Origin of the sequence: Klebsiella sp. MISC125 (assembly GCF_051131775.1) — a bacterium.
Taxonomy (GTDB): Bacteria; Pseudomonadota; Gammaproteobacteria; order Enterobacterales; family Enterobacteriaceae; genus Klebsiella.
Window position 1 is genome coordinate 2,809,617 of the sequence record NZ_CP180448.1, and the last position, 17,728, is coordinate 2,827,344.

Consider the following 17,728-nt stretch of genomic DNA (forward strand, 5'->3'; position numbering starts at 1 on the left):
GACCCGTAAATTAATTATCCCAGGCGTGCGGGGCGAACAGATAGCCTTTATTGCGCACCGTCTTGATGCGATACGGCTCAGTCGCGTTATCGAGAAGCTTTTTGCGCAACCGCGAGATAGCAACATCAACGCTGCGGTCCATTCCGTCGTAGGTCACGCCGCGCAGGTTTTTCAACAGAGCGTCGCGGTCCATAATTTGTCCAGCATGGGTTGCCAGTTCCCACAGTAGATCGAAGTCTGCCGTGGACAGCGCGATACTTTCGCCGCTCAACATCACCTGGCGATTGACCGGGTCAATGCTCAGGGATCCAAACGTGATGGCTTTATGCGGCGTGAGCGAGGAGGGCGCTCCGCCTGCTGGTGTGGTGATATGTTGACGCAGATGCAGGCGCAAACGAGCCAACAGTACGGCGGGTGGAGTGGTTTTCAGAATATAATCGCTGGCACCCATTTCGAGCGATAAAATATGGTTCATATCGCTGTCAAGAGAGGTCAGCAGCACGATTGGGCCCTGCCACTGGCCGCGTAAATCCCGGCACAGCGTCATGCCGTCTTTACCAGGTAACATGATATCCAGCAGCACCAGATCCGGCTTTTCTCGAGCGATGACTTCTTCCGCCCGGTCTCCACGCGGCTCCACGATGACATCCATATCGTGTTTTCCCAGATAAGCGGCGATGAGCGCACCAACTTCCGGCTCATCCTCAACATAAACGATTTTATTCATATTTTATGCGTATATGTAAAAGGGCTAACATACACTGCGATTAATTTACCTGCCATTACTCTTTTATAAACAAATGTTCTTCCGTTATGCTGCGGGTACTTGTTGTTTAAATGTTAAGGCAAAAGGAATGGGGTTGTTGATTAAAGCGCTGCTTGGGGCGCTGGTGGTTGTCCTGATCGGCGTACTGTCCAAAACGAAAAATTACTATATTGCCGGGTTAATTCCACTCTTTCCTACCTTCGCGCTGATTGCACACTATATCGTCGCCAGCGAACGGGGCATTGAAGCGCTGCGGACTACCATTGTGTTCGGCATGTGGTCAATCATTCCGTACTTTATCTATCTGCTTTCGCTGTGGTATTTCACCGGGGTGATGCGCCTGCCGTTTGCTCTGGCAGGCGCTGTCGTGTGCTGGAGTCTTTGCGCGTGGCTGTTAATTATCGGCTGGAGCCGCTTTCACTAACGCAGATGACGGCCGCCGTCGACGGCGAATGAGCGGCCAGTCACATAGCGACTACTGAATAGATATTCGATAAGGTCGATAATCTCTTTTTCGCCCGGGGCAATTTTCATCAGCGATTTGTCCAGCGCCTGTCGACGGTACTCTGCATCGTCGCCTTCATTAAACAGGATAAGCGATGGGGCAATGGCGTTGACTTTAATTTCCGGTGCCAGCTTGCGGGCAAACGAGCGGCTCATGTTATCCAGCGCGGCCTTACTGGCGGCGTAGGCAATATGTTTATCGCTGCCGCGTTCCACGACGTAATCAGTGATGTGAATAATATCGCTGGCAGCATGGCCGTGACCGCTCAGCAGGCATTCCAGCGCATGGTTAAGCAGGTAGGGCGCGTTGACGTGAATTTGCATCATGCTGGCAAGCACCGTGGTTAACGCAATTCCCGGCTTTTCCGCCATCCAGCCGCTGGCGTTATGAATGATGGCTCGCAGACCGCTGCTGGCGTGCGCTTTCACCTCTTCAGCGAAAGCCAGAATGCTTTCGTCGGTGCTGAAATCCGCATGTAAACAGATAGCCCCGGCTTCACGCAGAGCGTCGATAGCCGGATAGTACGTGCGGTAGCTGATGATAACGGGCTGTTGTTGTGTCAAAAAATGGTGGGCCAGGGCGAGGCCAATACGACGACCTCCGCCTGTTATCAGCATCGGGCGGGGCTGGATTTCAGCCATGGGTATCTCCTTTGAGTTCAGCGGCAGGGCAACCGCTTACCCCACCAGCATCCACGTTGCCGGTACGGCGGCAACCAGCAAAAAACCAATTAATGCCAATTCACGGCGTTTGAGCGAGCGATCGTGCTGGTGTGTACGACGGGCATACAGGAAAACCAGAAGACCCGGGGCGTAAAGTATCACCGACATCAGCAAATGCACAGGGCCGGACGCATATAATAACCATAAGCCATAAATGCAGGCTCCGACACCTACAGCCTTATGCAGTGGGCGGACCGCAATCTTCAGCAGAAACGCGCCAACGAGAAAATAGGGGACCAGAATCATCTCGGAAGCGATAGTCAGTAGCGTGTTGTAATCCGACCCGGTGAGCCAGATCAACACCAGTGAAACCTGCACGCTGATATTGGTGAGCCACAACGAAGCCGACGGTGCGTTATTTTTATTCTGTCGCGCGAAGAGGCGCGGGAACGCTTTATGCGTTGCCGCCAGAAATGGGACTTCCGCTGCCATAATTGTCCAGCTCAGATACGCCCCGCAAACTGAGATAATCAGCCCTGCGGCGATAACAATCTCGCCCCATGACCCCATCATTTTGACCATCAACCCGGCCATCGAGGGATTACGAATTTCCGCCAGTTCAGCGCGCGGAACCACGCCCAAAGAGAGCAGCGTCACCAGCAAATACACTGCCAGTGCCGACAGCACCGCCAGCAGCGTGGCGCGTCCTACGTCCTGTTTATTGCGAGCGCGGGCGGAAACCACTACCGCGCCTTCAACGCCGATGAACACCCACAAGGTGATCAGCATGGTGTTTTTCACCTGCTCCCACACCGGTACGCCTAGCGCCAGGCCGCTAAAATCGAGGCGGAAAGTCTCCAGGCGAAACGCGATGGCGGCCAACGCGACAAACGCGCCCAGCGGCAATAGCTTAGCGAGCGTTGCGGCCAGGTTGATACCCGCTGCCGTCTGCACCCCGCGCAGAATGAGGAAATGCACCACCCACAGCAGTACGGATGCCCCCACGATTGACTGCCAGGTGTTGCCATCGCCAAACAGGCGCAGTTCTGGGGTATCGGTAAAGAAGCTTAGGGCGGAGAAAACGATAACCAGGTAGGAAACATTAGCGATAACCGCGCACAGCCAGTAGCCCCATGCAGAACAGAAGCCAATCAGCTCACCGAAACCTTCGCGGGCGTAGGTAAAAATGCCGCCGTCGAGTTCGGGGCGAATTCGGGTCAGCAGCAGCATGGCGAAGGCGAGAAACAGAATTCCCACACCAGTAATCGCCCAGCCGATAAGCAGAGCGGAAGGGCTGGCGACGGCCGCCATGTTCTGCGGCAAACTGAATACACCTGCACCCAGCATCGAGCTGAGTACCAACGCGGTCAGGGCGCTAAGGCCCAGTTTCTTATCCATTGCATTCCCGAGGTGATAACCATAAAGCTAAGAATATTTATTTTGCGAAATCGCATAAAAATGGAGGATTGCGCTAAGGCGCGGGATTTTACGGAGTGTTTTGTATGCATGCAATGGAGAGAAATGAAAAAAAGCAAAAAGGCGACAAAGCGTCGCCTTTTTGTTCAGTCGGGGAACTGTTATTTGTACAGGTCGGCGCTGATGGTGATGTTGCCACCACGTTCCTGCCACTGACGGGTGATGTGATAGTACTTCGCGCCTTTCTTCGCTGCGCGTTTTGCCGTCTGGTAAGAGATTTCAGTCATGTTACCGTAGTTGCCGGTGAACTTGATGCTGTCATAAGGAACCATCTGTGCGGCGGTGATTTTGTTCACTTCTTCAACTTTAGTTCCATCCGGCAGCGTGACAGTGTAACGCCCACCTTTAGAGGATTGCGTTTCAAAGAAGCGACCTACGCCGGTACCTGAACCCACGGCTGCGGTGGTAGCAACGCCTGGGATTTCAACTTTTTTGGCTGCGTCGCCGCCTTCAGCCAGCGCTGCGCGACCGGCTTCTGAATCTGCAGGAATGGCATCTGCGCTTTGCAGAACGCGTTTTTTGGCATCAGCTTTGTAGATGTAAGCAGTAATACGCTGGTTGCCGCCCTGGTTAGCATCAACCTGGCGCACGATAAAGAATGAGGCTGCGCCTTTGGCTTTCGCCGCTTTGGTGATCGCGTCGTTGACTTCCGGCTGGCTGCGGTAGAAGCCCTGGACGGTGACGGTATCAAACGGTTCCAGCTCAACGGCCTGGTCTTTAGGCAATTCCATGACGCCGTTGATAATGCGATTTTTTGGCGCGTCGGCCTGCGGGGCGTTTTCTTTATAGAAATCTGCCGTTACGCGCAAATTGCCGCCGCTGCCGAAATCAGACGTGTCGACAACATAAAAGGAAGCTGCGCCTTCTTTGTCCGCTTTACGGGAAACGGCCTGCACCGCGTCGCCGATGGCGTTAAAACGGCCTGTGACCACTACGCGGTCGTAGGGTTTCAGCGCTGCCGCCTGCTCTGGAGTCAGCTCGGTCGCTGCATGCGCAGACAACGCGGTCGTAGCCAGAAGAGCAGACGCCAGGAGTGAGTTCTTAAGCTTCATAAAAATAATCCTTTGCCTTGCGCAAACCATGTACTGGTATTGTTGTTGACTGAAAACGTTTGATTATTGCATTTATCGTAAGTGACTGTCTGCGTCAATTTTCAGTTGTCGCCCGAAACGTATAGTGCAGAAATATAACATTTTTCGATATGTGGAAAAAACAGCCGCTTGACCAGCAAAATCGATAATCCATATCACTTTCATAAGTTAACGTAATGTTAATGTGATGTTCCGGATGGTAATAAATGGCGAATTAACCCATCATCCAGGCGAATTATCAGGTGTTGGCGTAAAAATGAGGTAAATATTGCTGCCTGACACGGTTAGCCGTGAGTTTTACCAATAAAATCAAAATTTCTGTTTTATCGCTGTAGATCACAATCGGTATTTTCAGTAGGTTATAAAAAGTTTGTTACTGTTTCATTTTTTCAGACATATGTCAGGTCGCGCTTTCTTTCGCCACCGGACGGTCGTTTGTGAGAAAAGTAAACCATCATCAAAAACCGATGGAAGGGAAAACTATGCGTATTGGTGTACCAAAAGAGAGACTAGCCCAGGAAACCCGGGCAGCCGCCACGCCGAAAACGGTGGAGCAACTGCTGAAACTCGGGTTTAACGTCGCGGTAGAAAGCGGCGCCGGTAAACTGGCCAGTTTCGACGACGAGGCTTTTGTCGAGGCCGGGGCAGAGATTGTTAGCGGTAATGACGTGTGGCAGTCAGATGTCATTCTGAAAGTTAACGCGCCGGATGACGATGAGATCCAGCTGCTTAACCCCGGCACGACGCTGATCAGTTTCATCTGGCCTGCGCAAAACCCGCAGCTGATGGAAAAACTGGCGGCGCGTAACATTAACGTGATGGCAATGGACTCGGTGCCGCGTATTTCCCGCGCCCAGTCGCTGGATGCGTTAAGTTCAATGGCTAACATCGCCGGTTATCGTGCGATTGTCGAAGCCGCTCACCAGTTTGGTCGCTTCTTTACCGGGCAGATCACCGCAGCCGGTAAAGTTCCTCCCGCCAAGGTGATGGTTATCGGGGCAGGGGTTGCGGGTCTGGCGGCCATTGGTGCTGCAAACAGCCTCGGCGCGATCGTCCGCGCGTTCGATACCCGTCCGGAAGTCAAAGAACAGGTGCAGAGTATGGGCGCCGAGTTCCTGGAGCTGGATTTTAAAGAGGAAGCGGGCAGCGGCGATGGCTATGCCAAAGTTATGTCTGAAGCCTTTATCAAAGCTGAGATGGCGTTGTTTGCCGCCCAGGCGAAAGACGTTGATATCATCGTGACCACGGCGCTGATTCCGGGCAAACCCGCACCGAAGCTGATTACCCGCGAAATGGTTGACTCCATGAAACCTGGCAGCGTGGTGGTCGATTTGGCGTCGCAAAACGGCGGTAACTGTGAATACACCGTATCGGGTCAAGTGGTAACGACCGCTAACGGCGTGAAGATCATCGGCTATACCGACCTGCCGGGCCGTTTACCGACTCAGTCCTCACAGCTGTACGGCACCAACCTCGTCAACCTGCTTAAACTGCTATGCAAAGAGAAAGACGGCAATGTCGTTATCGATTTTGATGATGTCGTTATCCGCGGCGTTACCGTGGTTCGCGAGGGTGAAGTCACCTGGCCCGCACCGCCCATTCAGGTTTCTGCTCAACCGCAGGCGGCAGCGAAGAAGGTTGAAGCACCAAAAGCTGAGGCGAAACCGAGCTCACCGTGGCGCAAGTATGCGCTGATGGCGCTGGCGATTATCCTGTTTGGCTGGCTGGCAAGCGTGGCGCCGAAAGAGTTCCTCGGCCACTTTACCGTTTTTGCTCTCTCCTGCGTGGTGGGTTACTACGTCGTGTGGAACGTTTCTCATGCGCTGCACACGCCGCTGATGTCGGTGACAAATGCTATTTCAGGCATCATCGTCGTCGGAGCATTACTACAGATAGGCCACGGCGGCTGGGTTAGCTTCCTGAGCTTTATCGCGGTGCTGATCGCCAGCATTAATATTTTTGGTGGTTTCACCGTCACTCAGCGCATGCTGAAAATGTTCCGCAAAGGATAAGGGGTAACAAATGTCTGGTGGATTAGTTACAGCTGCATACATTGTTGCCGCGATCCTGTTTATTTTTAGCCTGGCAGGGCTGTCTAAACACGAAACCTCTCAGCAGGGCAACTACTACGGTGTTGCCGGGATGGCGATTGCGCTGGTGGCGACCATTTTGGGGCCGGACAGCAGCAACGTCGCGTGGATCCTGCTGGCGATGGTTATCGGTGGCGCCATTGGTATTCGTCTGGCGAAGAAAGTTGAAATGACCGAAATGCCGGAGCTGGTGGCGATTCTGCACAGCTTCGTAGGTCTGGCGGCGGTGCTGGTAGGCTTTAACAGCTACCTGCAGCATGAAACCGGCATGGAACAGATTCTGGTCAATATTCATCTGACCGAAGTGTTCCTCGGCATCTTCATCGGTGCGGTGACCTTTACCGGTTCCGTTGTCGCGTTTGGCAAGCTGTGCGGCAAGATGTCCTCCAAGCCGCTGATGCTGCCGAATCGCCACAAGCTGAACCTGGCGGCGCTGGTGGTTTCTTTCCTGCTGCTGGTGGTGTTTGTTCGTACCGACAGCGTAGGCATGCAGGTTCTGTGTCTGCTGGTGATGACCGTTATCGCGCTGGCATTTGGCTGGCACCTGGTGGCCTCTATCGGCGGTGCAGATATGCCGGTCGTGGTTTCAATGCTGAACTCCTACTCCGGTTGGGCGGCAGCGGCGGCGGGCTTTATGCTCAGCAACGACCTGCTGATTGTGACCGGTGCGCTGGTCGGTTCTTCCGGTGCGATTCTGTCTTACATCATGTGTAAGGCGATGAACCGTTCGTTCTTCAGCGTGATCGCAGGTGGTTTCGGTACCGATGGTACGGCTGCCAGCGGTGATGAAGAAGTGGGCGAACATCGCGAAATCAGTGCTGAAGAAACGGCAGAAATGCTGAAAGAGTCGCACTCGGTGATCATCACCCCAGGCTACGGCATGGCGGTAGCGCAGGCACAGTATCCGGTAGCGGAAATCACTGAGAGACTGCGCGCGCGCGGGATCAAAGTGCGCTTTGGTATTCACCCGGTAGCCGGGCGTTTGCCTGGTCACATGAACGTGCTGCTGGCTGAAGCGAAAGTGCCTTACGACGTGGTGCTGGAGATGGATGAAATCAATGATGACTTCTCCGATACCGACACCGTGCTGGTTATCGGCGCGAACGACACCGTTAACCCGGCCGCGCTGGACGATCCAAACAGCCCGATCGCCGGTATGCCGGTGCTGGAAGTGTGGAAAGCGCAGAATGTGATTGTCTTTAAGCGTTCGATGAACACCGGCTACGCTGGCGTACAGAACCCGCTATTCTTTAAAGAAAATACCCACATGCTGTTTGGCGATGCCAAAGCCAGCGTCGATGCAATTCTCAAATCTTTGTAATGTAAAGCGTTTAATTTAAAACGTTTACTTCTTAAGCCGTCTCTTCTGAGACGGCTTTTTCATATGCATGATGAAGCCATTAATTGCTCATAAAATAGTCAGTCCGCGGTGTTATACTCAGTTCGTTTTCCCACCAAACTGAGGATATTATGGATACCGAGTTAACACCCACTCAATTGGCCATCGAATTTCTGCGTCGTGACCCCACCGTTTTAACCCCTGCGCAGTACCTGAAAAAGCTAAAACTGCTGGAGCTGGAGTTTGCCGACTTGATGGCGCTCTCATCCATGGAGCTTAAAGAAGAGATCGATCACGCCTGGCGTTTAGGTATCCACTAACGTTTCGTTACCGGCATTTGCTGTTGATGACAGGGGCCATAAAGGGCCCTTTATTTTTGCCTTGAACATAAAAAAATCCCCCGCGCAGGCAGGGGATAGTTTTTATTACAGTCTATTTAAGCGCTGGCTAATCGTCTTCGTCGTCATCCAGTTCAACCGGCGTCTGGTACTGATCCGGTTTCAGCGCCAGCAGGTCGCAGCGCAGGTGATCGATAACCTGTTCGGCAGTATTGCCGAGGAAGGCCGCCGATAACCCGGTGCGCCCGATGGTACCCAGCACCACAATCCCTGCCTGCAGATGCTCAGACAGGTCGGGAATCACCTCTTCAGGTAGACCTTTCTCAACGTGGGTGCGGCTTTCATCAATGCTGAATTTTTGGCGTAACGCTTTCATCGCCAGCAGATGCTGACCGCGAATGGCGTCGTTATAGATACTGGGGTCAAAATCAGGCAGTTCAATCGCGATATTGATTGGTGTTACCGGATAAGCGCCCACCAGATGGACCTCGGTATGGTTAACCTGTTCCGCCAGTTCAATTGTTTCTCTTACCAGCTTCTCATTGAGCGCGTTGTGGTAATTCTCTTCGCTGGCGAGGTTGACCGCCACCAGCGCTTTACCCCCTTCCGGCCATGGCTGATCTTTAACCATCCACACCGGACATGGACATTTGCGCAGCAGATGCCAGTCTGTTGGGGTGAAAATAACCGCTTCCAGCCGGTCGTGCTGGTGCGCCATCTTCAGGACTAAATCATGCTTATCGCTGATGATTTCCTGAATAATGGCCTCAAAGGGACGGTTGTGCCACACCACTTTGATGTCGATGGGAATACCGGAATCAATATAAAATTTGGCCTGCTCGCGGATCCAGGCGCTACGCTGGCTGATAACGCCCTGGCGCATGGCCGTGCGTTCATCAGGGGACAGCAGGGTGGTCATCTCATAGGAAAAATCATAGATCGGCAAAAAGGCTTTGATGCGTCCACCAATCCTTTGGTGCAGATACACCGCACGCCGCAATGCAGGCTGGTCGTCCTGATTGGGGTCAATTACTACCAGCATGTTCTGATACTTTGCCATACAGGGTCTCCTTACAACTGTAACCACAGTTCGTAATTAAAAAGATAACCTATATGGATGAAATGAAACAGGGGATGTGCCTGGCCAGATCAACAAATTAGAAAAAAATTCGCGATCTGGCCCAGTGACAGAAGAGTTATCAGGCGACGTTGCGGGCCTGACCGGCAAGTTGTGCCAGCAGGTCGCTATTTTCAATGGTGATATATTTGCCTTTGACCGCCAGCATACCGCTTTTCTGGAAACGCCCCAGCAGGCGGCTAATGGTTTCCACCGTCAGACCCAGATAGTTACCGATATCGCCACGGGTCATGGTCAGACGGAACTCACGCGGGGAGAAACCACGTTGAGCGAAGCGACGGGAGAGATTATAGATAAAGGCCGCCAGGCGCTCTTCTGCGTTCTTTTTGGAAAGCAGCAGGATCATGTCCTGATCGCCTTTGATCTCGCCGCTCATCAGACGCATCATCTGCTGGCGCAGATTCGGCATTTTACCGGAAAGATCGTCCAGGGTTTCGAAAGGAATTTCGCAGACCATTGAGGTTTCCAGGGCCTGAGCAAAGCTCGGGTGGTGGCCGGTGCCGATGGCGTCAAAACCCACCAGATCGCCCGCCAGGTGAAAACCGGTAATTTGCTCATCACCCTGTTCAGTGATGGTGTAACTCTTGATTGTGCCAGAACGAATTGCATACAGCGATTTCAGCTCATCACCGGCTTTGAACAAGGTCTGTCCTTTCTGGATAGGCTTTTTCCGCTCGATGATGTTATCAAGCTGATCAAGCTCATGCTCGTTCAGAGTAAAAGGGATGCAAAGCTGGCTGATGCTGCAATCCTGGCAATGGATTGCACAACCGCCAGACTGAATGCGTCGTATAATTCGCTTTTCCGGGATCATAGGTCTGCTCAGGCTTTTAATTGATATTGGTCAATTTTAACATCTTTTTGGTGAGCAGGTAAGCCTCGAACCTCTGAAACACGTAATATTAAGAGGGTAAATCAATTATCCCTCTTATCTACTTGATTACGAATGAGTTGTTGGAACGTATGGGATTGTAAAATTACCGGAAGATTCCAGAAAAGGCACATACGGTCAAAGAAGCAAATACCCCTCGTGGCGCAATAACCACTCTTTTCGTTGTACGCCGCCAGCGTATCCGGTCATGGTGCCGTTGCGCCCGATAACGCGATGGCAGGGCACCACAATACTGATTGGATTGGATCCGTTCGCGGCACCGACCGCGCGCGCAGCACCAGACCGACCCAGCGTTTCCGCGAGCTGGCCGTAGTGCATGACCTGACCGCAGGGTATGGTGCGCAGCGCTTTCCAGACTTCACGTTGAAACGGCGTGCCTGCGGTAGCGGTAGGAAGGGTGTCGATAATGCTCAGATCGCCTGCAAAATAGTCGGCGAGCTTACGGCTTAAATCACCCGGATTTGTGGCGGCAACGCGTTGGTAACCTTCGTGGCGATAGTGCAGATCCAGCAGTTGCTCCATGCGATCGCTATGCTCTTCCCACTCCACGGCGCGTAGTTGATATTGCTCGTCGCAAATGATCCACAGCGGCCCCATTGGGGTATCGATTTTGTCCTGCAGCAGCGTCAGCATCGTTATTCCTCTTCCCTTGTATTAGGCCAACAAGATACCACGCGGCCCGCGCGGGCAACTATACCTCCAAAAGATAAACATCTCTGGCGGTAAAACAACGTAAACGGATTGAGGGCGCAGGGCGTCGCCGCTATAGTAATCCCCGGTGGTAGCTGGAGGAACGCGCATGAATCTTGACGACAAATCCCTATTTCTTGGCGCTATGGAGGACGTACAGCCTCTGAAGCGCAACAACGACGTTCACTGGCATCCCGAGCGTAACGCTCGCCCCGTACAACGGGTAGACACCCTGCAGCTCGATAACTGTCTCACCACCGGCTATCTCGATATTGTGCCGTTAGCCACCGCGCTGGAGTTTAAGCGCGAAGGGCTGCAATCCGGGGTGCTGGATAAACTGCGACGCGGCAAATATAGCCAGCAGGCGAGCCTGAATCTACTGCGTCAGCCGGTTGAACAGTGCCGACAACTGCTGTTCGCCTTTGTGATTCAGGCGCAGAAGGAGGGGCTGCGCAATTTGCTGATCGTTCATGGCAAAGGGCGCGATGATAATGCTCACGCCAATATCATTCGTAGTTACCTGGCGCGCTGGCTGGTGGAACTCCCGGAGGTTCAGGCCTTTTGTACCGCGTTAGGGCACCACGGCGGCAGCGGCGCGTGCTATGTTGCTCTACGCAAATCTGCCGAGGCAAAACAGGAAAACTGGGAGCGCCACGCCAAACGCAGCCGCTAGCGCATCAGTAACGTCAGCTCCCGGGCCGCTTTTTGCAGCTCGGGCAAAACTCTTTCCAGCATCTCACGCGTTGAAACCTGCCCGGCATGAACGCCGACGTTAAGCGCCGCCTGAATTTGCCCCTGCGGGTTAAACAGCGGCACCGCCAGCGAGCGTAGCCCCATTTCCAGCTCCTGATCGTTAAGCGCGTAGCCTTGTTGATGAACGCGTTTAAGTTCAGCACGCAGTTTCGCTACCGAATCGACGGTTTGCGGGGTATAGCGAATCATTGTCACCCGGCCCAGCATATCGTTGAGCTTTTCTTCCGGTTGATGACTCAACAGTACCCGTCCCATCGAAGTCGCCCACGCGGGAAGGCGGCTACCGATATCCAAATCAATGGTCATAATTCGTGAACTGGAAGCGCGGGCAATATAGAGAATGTCGTCGCCATCAAGCGTCGCGATAGAGCAGGACTCATTAAGCATTTCGCTTAAATGCTTCAGTACCGGCTGCGCGGATCGCGCCAGCGGCGTGGAGGCCAGCCAGGCGTGCCCCAGAGCCAGAATCCTCGGGCGCAGCTGGAAATTTTTGCCATCCTCGGCGTAAACAAAACCTAATTTGCTCAGGGTATACAGGCAGCGACGCACTGCCGCACGCGGAATGCCGGTCTTCTGGCTGATTTGCGAGATGGACAGCAGTGGACGCTGTGGGGTGAAGGCCTGAATCACTTCCAGCCCGCGCGCCAACGAAGCCATAAAGTTCGGATCGCCCTTAAACGGATCGCTATCGCCCGTCAGTAAATCGTCTGGATGTTTCTCCATTTTCGTCTCCGTATTTGCCATCGATCACATTCTTTCGCTAAAGATATACGATGTTCGATTATCGCACCATATTTCGATTATCGCCCTTGACCAACATCGTTAAGCGGGTCACATTTTGTGCGAACAACGAATAAAAGTGCGATTACCGCACATATAGGAGCGACCTGATGATTGATAAAAGTGTGTCGACGCTAAGTGATGCCATCGCTGGGATCCACGACGGGGCGACCATTATGATTGGCGGTTTTGGCCCCGCCGGTCAGCCGACGTACCTGATAGATGCTCTGATAGAACAGGGGGCCCGTGATTTAACCATCATTAACAATAACGCGGGTAACGGCGAAGTGGGCCTGGCGGCGTTACTGAAAGCCGGGCGGGTGCGCAAGATGATTTGCTCGTTCCCTCGCCAGGTTGATTCACAGATTTTTGATGATCTCTATCGCCGCGGCAAAGTGGAGCTGGAGCTGGTACCGCAGGGAAATCTGGCGGCACGCATTCAGGCGGCAGGAGCCGGTCTCGGTGCGGTATTTACTCCTACGGGTTACGGTACGCCGTTGGCTGAGGGTAAAGAGACCCGCGAGATCGACGGCCGTCATTACGTTCTTGAATATCCCATCAAAGCAGATTTCGCGTTGATTAAAGCCCATCAGGGCGATCGCTGGGGCAACCTGGTTTATCGCAAAGCGGCGCGTAACTTCGGTCCGATTATGGCGACCGCCGCGCAAACCACCATTGTGGAAGTCTCGCAACTGGTCGCCCTGGGGGACCTCGACCCGGAAAGCGTTATCACGCCGGGCATTTTTGTCCAGCGTGTCTATTCCCTGGAAAACCTGATTGCTGCCAAAAGCGCCTGAGGAACCCATTATGCAAAAACTGAATCGCGATGAGATGGCCCAGCGCGTGGCCCGCGATATTCCTGAAGGCGCTTATGTCAATCTGGGCATCGGCCTGCCGACCCGTATTGCTAACTATCTTCCGGCGGATAAAGAGGTGTTCCTGCACAGCGAAAACGGTCTGCTCGGGATGGGGCCGAAACCGCAGCCGGGGGAAGAGGACCCGGAGTTGATTAACGCCGGGAAAGAGTATGTGACTCTGCTTCAGGGCGGTTGCTATTTCCACCATGGTGACTCCTTCGCCATGATGCGCGGAGGCCACCTGGATATCTGCGTCCTTGGAGCCTATCAGGTCTCCGCCCGCGGCGATCTGGCGAACTGGAGCACCGGGGCGCCCGATGCCATTCCCGCCGTCGGCGGCGCGATGGATCTGGCTATCGGCGCGCGTCAGGTCTTCGTGATGATGGATCACCTGACCCGCGATGGCGAATGCAAACTGGTCGAACACTGCACCTATCCGCTGACCGGCGTTGGCTGCGTCAGCCGCATCTATACCGATCTGGCGGTGATCGATATCAGTGAGAACGGCCCGGTGGTGCGGGAAATCTTTAACGGCCTCTCTTTTGAAGAACTGCAGCGCATCACTCCGGTGACGCTGACTTTCGAGCAACTGGCGGAAAGCGCGTAAGGAACCTATGATGAATCAGGCATTTATCTGCGATGCGGTGCGTACGCCGTTCGGTCGTTTTGGTGGTAGGCTGGCGACAATGCGCGCCGACGATCTGGCGGCGCTGCCGCTAAAAGCGCTGCTGGAACGTAACCCAGGCCTTGACCCGGCGCGTATTGATGATGTGATTTACGGCTGCGCCAACCAGGCCGGGGAAGATAACCGCAACGTTGCCCGCATGGCGCTGCTGCTGGCCGGGCTGCCGGCAAGCGTGCCGGGCAGTACCGTTAATCGCTTGTGTGGTTCCAGCCTTGATGCGATCGGCATCGCAGCGCGCGCGATTAAAAGCGGCGAAACTCAACTGATGATTGCCGGTGGCGTCGAAAGCATGTCGCGAGCGCCGTTTGTGATGGGCAAGGCGGAAAGCGCCTTTAGCCGATCGATGCAGATGGAAGATACCACCATCGGCTGGCGCTTTATCAACCCGCAGATGAAAGCGTTGTATGGCGTTGATTCAATGCCGGAAACCGCGGAAAACGTGGCGGGTGATTTTGCCGTTTCGCGCGCCGATCAGGACGCGTTTGCGCTGCGTAGCCAGCTGCGCACGGCGGCTGCGCAAGCAGCTGGACGCTTTGCCGATGAGCTGATCGCCGTTTCGGTCCCGCAGCGAAAGGGTGAAGCGCTGCTATTTACCCAGGATGAACACCCGCGCGGCACTAGTGCAGAGGCGCTGGCGAAACTACGCGGCGTCGTGCGTGCTGATGGCTCGGTCACGGCGGGTAACGCCTCCGGGGTTAACGACGGTGCCTGTGCGCTATTGCTCGCCAGCGAGCAGGCGCTTACGGCGAATGATTTACAGCCGCTGGCCCGTGTGGTCGGCGTGGCGACGGCGGGGGTTGCGCCGCGCATTATGGGGTTTGGCCCGGCACCGGCGGTGCGTAAGGTTCTGGCACAAACCGGCCTGACCCTTGGGCAAATGGACGTCATTGAGCTGAATGAAGCCTTCGCCGCCCAGGCGCTGGCGGTGACGCGCGATCTGGGGTTGCCTGACGATGCTGCGCACGTAAACCCAAACGGCGGCGCCATTGCGCTGGGCCATCCGCTGGGGGCTTCAGGTGGGCGTCTGGCGATGACTGCGGCGTATCAGCTGCGGCGAACCGGCGGGCGCTATGCGCTGTGCACCATGTGTATCGGCGTCGGTCAGGGGATCGCGCTGATTATTGAACGCGTTTAAGGAGCCATAATGAGTTTGTTGACCCCGATGATGCGCACCAGTCCGCTGACCGCCTGGTTCAGCGATGCGCAGCGGGTGCAGGGTATGCTGGATTTTGAAGCCGCGCTGGCCCAGGCTCAGGCCGAGTGCGGGCTGGTGCCGCAGGCGGCGCTTAACCCGATTATCGAATCATGCCAGCATCAGCAAATCGACTTTGCGGCTTTGGGACAGGCCGCAGCCAGCGCGGGCAACCTCGCCATCCCGCTGGTAAAACAGCTCACCGCGCGGGTAAAAGCTCAGGACGAATCGGCTGCGCGCTATGTCCATTGGGGAGCAACCAGTCAGGACGCAATTGATACCGGCTTGATCCTGCAACTGCGCGGCGTGCTGGCGGAAACGGACGCGCTCTTACAACGCCTGCTTGATGCGCTGGCCAGCCAGGCCGAGCGACATCAGCATACGGTGATGCCCGGGCGTACCTGGATGCAGCATGCGCTGCCGGTGACCTTTGGCCTGAAGCTAGCGGGAACGCTCGACGCGCTGCTGCGCTGGCAGATACGTCTGCGTGAAATGCGATCAAGGGTGCTGGTGCTGCAATTTGGCGGTGCCGCTGGCACGCTTGACTCGCTCAAAGCGCAAGCGCCACAGGTTGCCGCTGCGCTGGCAAAAACGCTCGACCTGAACCTTCCCGATACCCCATGGCACAGCCAGCGCGATCGATTGTTAGAAGTGGGGGCGTGGTACGCGGGTGTTTGCGGCACTCTTGGTAAATTCGCCAATGATTTTTCCCTGCTGATGCAAACCGAAGTTGCCGAAGTCTCTGAACCGGTCGCCGAAGGTCGCGGCGGTTCATCGACCATGCCGCACAAACGTAATCCCATCTCCTGCGCGGCAATCTTGACTGCCGCTCAACGCACGCCCGGACTGGTGGCAACGCTGTATGCCTGTCAGATTCAGCAGCATGAGCGCGCGCTGGGCGGATGGCAGGCGGAGTGGGAAACGCTGCCGGATCTGATCACCCTCGTCGGCGGCGCGATGGCGCAAAGCGAAGCACTGGTGCGTGAAATGCAGGTGTTTGCGCATAAGATGCGCGCCAACCTTGATATCACCCATGGCCTGATTATGGCGGAAGCGGTCACCCTGGCGCTGGCGGAGTTTATCGGTAAAGCCGAGGCCCATCATCGGGTTGAGGCCTGGTGTCGTCAGGCGATGGATGAATCTCGTTCGCTGCTGAGCGTGCTGGATAACGATCCCTTGGTCGGTGAGCATCTTTCCACCAGCCGCTTAACCCAACTGCTGGACCCGGCAACGGCGACCGGCAGCGATGAACTCTTCGTGCGTCAGGTGATGGCGCGCTATAAGGAGCAACGTAATGAAGGTTGATTATCAGATTGACGGGCCGGACGGTGCGCCGGTCATCGTACTCTCCAATTCTCTGGGGACCACCCGGGCGATGTGGCAGCCGCAGCTCGCGGCGCTAACTCAGCATTTTCGCGTCCTGCGCTACGACACCCACGGTCATGGCGCAACCCGTAAAAGCGGCAAAGTGACGCTGGCGCAGCTTGGTGAAGATGTAATAGCGCTGCTCGATCATCTTAATATCGACAAAGCCTGGTTCTGCGGTATTTCTATGGGTGGGCTGACCGGGCTGTGGCTGGGGCGTTTTGCGCCTGAACGCTTTTATGGCCTGGTCGTCGCCAATACCGCAGCACGAATTGGCGATCAGTCGGGCTGGCTGTCGCGTGCCCGCGCGGTTCGTCAGGAGGGGATGGACGTTGTGGCTGCCGGATCGGCGGATCGCTGGTTTACCCACGAATTTCGCCAGAAGACGCCGGAAGTGGTGGAAGCCCTGTGCCATCAACTGACCCATAGCAATGCAGAAGGTTATGCGGACTGCTGCGAGGCGCTGGCGGCGGCCGACCTTCGCGCCGAAGTGGCGCAAATTCCGCTACCCGTTTTGATTATTGCCGGGGAAAGTGACCCTGTCACCACAGTGGCGGACGCCAACTTCCTGCATCAGCAGATCCCCGCCTCACAGGTGGTGGTGCTGGCAGCGTCTCATTTATCTAATATCGAAGCACCGAAGGCGTTCAGCGCCGGGTTGCTGGGCTTTTTCCTGGGAGAACAGCATGGAAGATAAACAGCGTTATCAACAGGGAATGGCAGTGCGCCGCAAGGTACTTGGCGATACCCATGTTGATAAAACCCTGCAAAAACTGACGCCGCTCAATGAGGAGTTTCAGGATTTTATCACCCGCTACGCCTGGGGTGAGACCTGGACCCGTCCGGGCCTCGATCACCACACCCGCAGCATGATTACCATCGCGATGCTGATTGCCCTGAACCGCGAAGCTGAGCTGAAAATGCATCTGCGCGCGGCGTTTAATAACGGCGTCACCCGCGACGAGTTAAAAGAGCTGATTATGCACTCCGCGCTCTACTGCGGCCTGCCCGCAGCTAACGCCACAATGCATCTGGCGCAGCAGGTGTTTGATGAGATGGATAGCGGGTCCTGATAACAATCCCCGCCAGGCGTGATGGATTACACCATG

At 55.1% G+C, this 17,728-nt stretch carries 19 protein-coding genes; 11 read left to right on the forward strand and 8 right to left on the reverse strand.

Annotation, left to right across the window (positions count from 1 at the left end; translation table 11 throughout):
* Positions 1 to 10: 10 nt before the first annotated feature.
* Complete coding sequence (gene rstA / locus ACMYSL_RS13335) at positions 11 to 727, reverse strand: two-component system response regulator RstA (protein WP_181486038.1); 717 nt, start codon at positions 725 to 727, stop codon at positions 11 to 13.
* A 127-nt stretch (positions 728 to 854) separates the two neighbouring features.
* On the opposite strand from rstA, the gene ACMYSL_RS13340 reads away from it, so the two are divergent.
* Entirely contained in the window at positions 855 to 1,190 is a 336-nt protein-coding gene (locus ACMYSL_RS13340) for a GlpM family protein (protein WP_004119621.1), read from the forward strand.
* On the opposite strand, the gene folM is transcribed toward ACMYSL_RS13340, so the two are convergent.
* From folM to ydgH, 3 genes are all read right to left on the reverse strand, one after another.
* Positions 1,187 to 1,912: a dihydromonapterin reductase gene (folM, locus tag ACMYSL_RS13345; protein WP_434663422.1), complete on the reverse strand. Its 726-nt coding sequence runs from the start codon at positions 1,910 to 1,912 to the stop codon at positions 1,187 to 1,189. The genes ACMYSL_RS13340 and folM overlap by 4 nt on opposite strands.
* A gap of 36 nt (positions 1,913 to 1,948) precedes the next feature.
* Positions 1,949 to 3,331 carry an amino acid permease gene (locus tag ACMYSL_RS13350; protein ID WP_434663425.1) on the reverse strand — a complete coding sequence of 461 codons (1,383 nt, stop codon included), beginning with the start codon at positions 3,329 to 3,331 and terminating at the stop codon, positions 1,949 to 1,951.
* A gap of 179 nt (positions 3,332 to 3,510) precedes the next feature.
* Positions 3,511 to 4,461, reverse strand: coding sequence for a DUF1471 family protein YdgH (gene ydgH, locus ACMYSL_RS13355; protein ID WP_434663428.1), 951 nt, complete (start codon positions 4,459 to 4,461; stop codon positions 3,511 to 3,513).
* Positions 4,462 to 4,982: 521 nt separating this feature from the next.
* Here ydgH and pntA point away from each other — a divergent pair.
* The 3 genes from pntA (at position 4,983) to ACMYSL_RS13370 (ending at position 8,249) form a co-directional block, all read left to right on the forward strand.
* Positions 4,983 to 6,512 carry a Re/Si-specific NAD(P)(+) transhydrogenase subunit alpha gene (pntA, locus tag ACMYSL_RS13360; RefSeq protein WP_181486410.1) on the forward strand — a complete coding sequence of 510 codons (1,530 nt, stop codon included), beginning with the start codon at positions 4,983 to 4,985 and terminating at the stop codon, positions 6,510 to 6,512.
* A 10-nt stretch (positions 6,513 to 6,522) separates the two neighbouring features.
* Positions 6,523 to 7,911 (forward strand): Re/Si-specific NAD(P)(+) transhydrogenase subunit beta, encoded by a 1,389-nt coding sequence (gene pntB, locus ACMYSL_RS13365; RefSeq protein WP_112214364.1) that lies wholly within the window; start codon positions 6,523 to 6,525, stop codon positions 7,909 to 7,911.
* 149 nt (positions 7,912 to 8,060) lie between these two features.
* Complete coding sequence (locus tag ACMYSL_RS13370; RefSeq protein WP_110274029.1) at positions 8,061 to 8,249, forward strand: YdiH family protein; 189 nt, start codon at positions 8,061 to 8,063, stop codon at positions 8,247 to 8,249.
* A 127-nt stretch (positions 8,250 to 8,376) separates the two neighbouring features.
* Here the strand turns inward: ACMYSL_RS13370 and uspE are convergent, their stop codons facing one another.
* From uspE to ogt, 3 genes are all read right to left on the reverse strand, one after another.
* Positions 8,377 to 9,327: a universal stress protein UspE gene (gene uspE / locus ACMYSL_RS13375; protein WP_110274030.1), complete on the reverse strand. Its 951-nt coding sequence runs from the start codon at positions 9,325 to 9,327 to the stop codon at positions 8,377 to 8,379.
* Between the two features lie 139 nt (positions 9,328 to 9,466).
* Complete coding sequence (gene fnr / locus ACMYSL_RS13380; RefSeq protein ID WP_004102577.1) at positions 9,467 to 10,219, reverse strand: fumarate/nitrate reduction transcriptional regulator Fnr; 753 nt, start codon at positions 10,217 to 10,219, stop codon at positions 9,467 to 9,469.
* Positions 10,220 to 10,414: 195 nt separating this feature from the next.
* Complete coding sequence (gene ogt, locus ACMYSL_RS13385; protein WP_434663434.1) at positions 10,415 to 10,930, reverse strand: methylated-DNA--[protein]-cysteine S-methyltransferase; 516 nt, start codon at positions 10,928 to 10,930, stop codon at positions 10,415 to 10,417.
* Between the two features lie 166 nt (positions 10,931 to 11,096).
* Here ogt and smrA point away from each other — a divergent pair, with 166 nt between their 5' ends.
* A complete protein-coding gene (gene smrA, locus ACMYSL_RS13390; RefSeq protein WP_112214360.1) occupies positions 11,097 to 11,660 on the forward strand; it encodes a DNA endonuclease SmrA in 564 nt (187 codons plus the stop codon).
* Here smrA and ACMYSL_RS13395 read toward each other — a convergent pair.
* A complete protein-coding gene (locus tag ACMYSL_RS13395) occupies positions 11,657 to 12,463 on the reverse strand; it encodes an IclR family transcriptional regulator domain-containing protein (protein WP_110274033.1) in 807 nt (268 codons plus the stop codon). The two genes, smrA and ACMYSL_RS13395, sit on opposite strands and share 4 nt — an antisense overlap.
* A gap of 167 nt (positions 12,464 to 12,630) precedes the next feature.
* Here ACMYSL_RS13395 and ACMYSL_RS13400 point away from each other — a divergent pair, with 167 nt between their 5' ends.
* The 6 genes from ACMYSL_RS13400 to pcaC are packed head-to-tail and all read left to right on the forward strand — an operon-like array spanning position 12,631 to position 17,692.
* Positions 12,631 to 13,317, forward strand: a complete 687-nt coding sequence (locus tag ACMYSL_RS13400) for a 3-oxoacid CoA-transferase subunit A (RefSeq protein WP_181486046.1) — start codon at positions 12,631 to 12,633, stop codon at positions 13,315 to 13,317.
* Between the two features lie 10 nt (positions 13,318 to 13,327).
* Complete coding sequence (locus tag ACMYSL_RS13405; RefSeq protein ID WP_434663438.1) at positions 13,328 to 13,984, forward strand: 3-oxoacid CoA-transferase subunit B; 657 nt, start codon at positions 13,328 to 13,330, stop codon at positions 13,982 to 13,984.
* Between the two features lie 10 nt (positions 13,985 to 13,994).
* A complete protein-coding gene (gene pcaF / locus ACMYSL_RS13410; protein ID WP_434664064.1) occupies positions 13,995 to 15,197 on the forward strand; it encodes a 3-oxoadipyl-CoA thiolase in 1,203 nt (400 codons plus the stop codon).
* 9 nt (positions 15,198 to 15,206) lie between these two features.
* A complete protein-coding gene (locus ACMYSL_RS13415; RefSeq protein ID WP_434663441.1) occupies positions 15,207 to 16,559 on the forward strand; it encodes a 3-carboxy-cis,cis-muconate cycloisomerase in 1,353 nt (450 codons plus the stop codon).
* The gene (gene pcaD, locus ACMYSL_RS13420; protein WP_434663444.1) at positions 16,549 to 17,316 is read left to right on the forward strand and encodes a 3-oxoadipate enol-lactonase; all 768 of its coding nucleotides are present in this window, start codon (positions 16,549 to 16,551) and stop codon (positions 17,314 to 17,316) included. The genes ACMYSL_RS13415 and pcaD overlap by 11 nt, the downstream gene beginning before the upstream one ends.
* The gene (pcaC, locus tag ACMYSL_RS13425; RefSeq protein WP_110274039.1) at positions 17,306 to 17,692 is read left to right on the forward strand and encodes a 4-carboxymuconolactone decarboxylase; all 387 of its coding nucleotides are present in this window, start codon (positions 17,306 to 17,308) and stop codon (positions 17,690 to 17,692) included. The genes pcaD and pcaC overlap by 11 nt, the downstream gene beginning before the upstream one ends.
* Positions 17,693 to 17,728 lie beyond the last annotated feature (36 nt).

What these genes read in the sequence shown, in the direction of transcription:
- smrA (WP_112214360.1), top strand. Translation starts at nt 11,097, where the DNA reads ATGAATCTTGACGACAAATCCCTATTTCTTGGCGCTATGGAGGACGTA.
- ACMYSL_RS13340 (WP_004119621.1), top strand. Translation starts at nt 855, where the DNA reads ATGGGGTTGTTGATTAAAGCGCTGCTTGGGGCGCTGGTGGTTGTCCTG.
- ACMYSL_RS13350 (WP_434663425.1), bottom strand. Translation starts at nt 3,331, where the DNA reads ATGGATAAGAAACTGGGCCTTAGCGCCCTGACCGCGTTGGTACTCAGC.
- pcaF (WP_434664064.1), top strand. Translation starts at nt 13,995, where the DNA reads ATGAATCAGGCATTTATCTGCGATGCGGTGCGTACGCCGTTCGGTCGT.
- pcaD (WP_434663444.1), top strand. Translation starts at nt 16,549, where the DNA reads ATGAAGGTTGATTATCAGATTGACGGGCCGGACGGTGCGCCGGTCATC.
- rstA (WP_181486038.1), bottom strand. Translation starts at nt 727, where the DNA reads ATGAATAAAATCGTTTATGTTGAGGATGAGCCGGAAGTTGGTGCGCTC.
- ACMYSL_RS13370 (WP_110274029.1), top strand. Translation starts at nt 8,061, where the DNA reads ATGGATACCGAGTTAACACCCACTCAATTGGCCATCGAATTTCTGCGT.
- folM (WP_434663422.1), bottom strand. Translation starts at nt 1,912, where the DNA reads ATGGCTGAAATCCAGCCCCGCCCGATGCTGATAACAGGCGGAGGTCGT.
- ACMYSL_RS13395 (WP_110274033.1), bottom strand. Translation starts at nt 12,463, where the DNA reads ATGGAGAAACATCCAGACGATTTACTGACGGGCGATAGCGATCCGTTT.
- ogt (WP_434663434.1), bottom strand. Translation starts at nt 10,930, where the DNA reads ATGCTGACGCTGCTGCAGGACAAAATCGATACCCCAATGGGGCCGCTG.
- pcaC (WP_110274039.1), top strand. Translation starts at nt 17,306, where the DNA reads ATGGAAGATAAACAGCGTTATCAACAGGGAATGGCAGTGCGCCGCAAG.
- fnr (WP_004102577.1), bottom strand. Translation starts at nt 10,219, where the DNA reads ATGATCCCGGAAAAGCGAATTATACGACGCATTCAGTCTGGCGGTTGT.
- ACMYSL_RS13415 (WP_434663441.1), top strand. Translation starts at nt 15,207, where the DNA reads ATGAGTTTGTTGACCCCGATGATGCGCACCAGTCCGCTGACCGCCTGG.
- ydgH (WP_434663428.1), bottom strand. Translation starts at nt 4,461, where the DNA reads ATGAAGCTTAAGAACTCACTCCTGGCGTCTGCTCTTCTGGCTACGACC.
- ACMYSL_RS13400 (WP_181486046.1), top strand. Translation starts at nt 12,631, where the DNA reads ATGATTGATAAAAGTGTGTCGACGCTAAGTGATGCCATCGCTGGGATC.
- pntA (WP_181486410.1), top strand. Translation starts at nt 4,983, where the DNA reads ATGCGTATTGGTGTACCAAAAGAGAGACTAGCCCAGGAAACCCGGGCA.
- ACMYSL_RS13405 (WP_434663438.1), top strand. Translation starts at nt 13,328, where the DNA reads ATGCAAAAACTGAATCGCGATGAGATGGCCCAGCGCGTGGCCCGCGAT.
- uspE (WP_110274030.1), bottom strand. Translation starts at nt 9,327, where the DNA reads ATGGCAAAGTATCAGAACATGCTGGTAGTAATTGACCCCAATCAGGAC.
- pntB (WP_112214364.1), top strand. Translation starts at nt 6,523, where the DNA reads ATGTCTGGTGGATTAGTTACAGCTGCATACATTGTTGCCGCGATCCTG.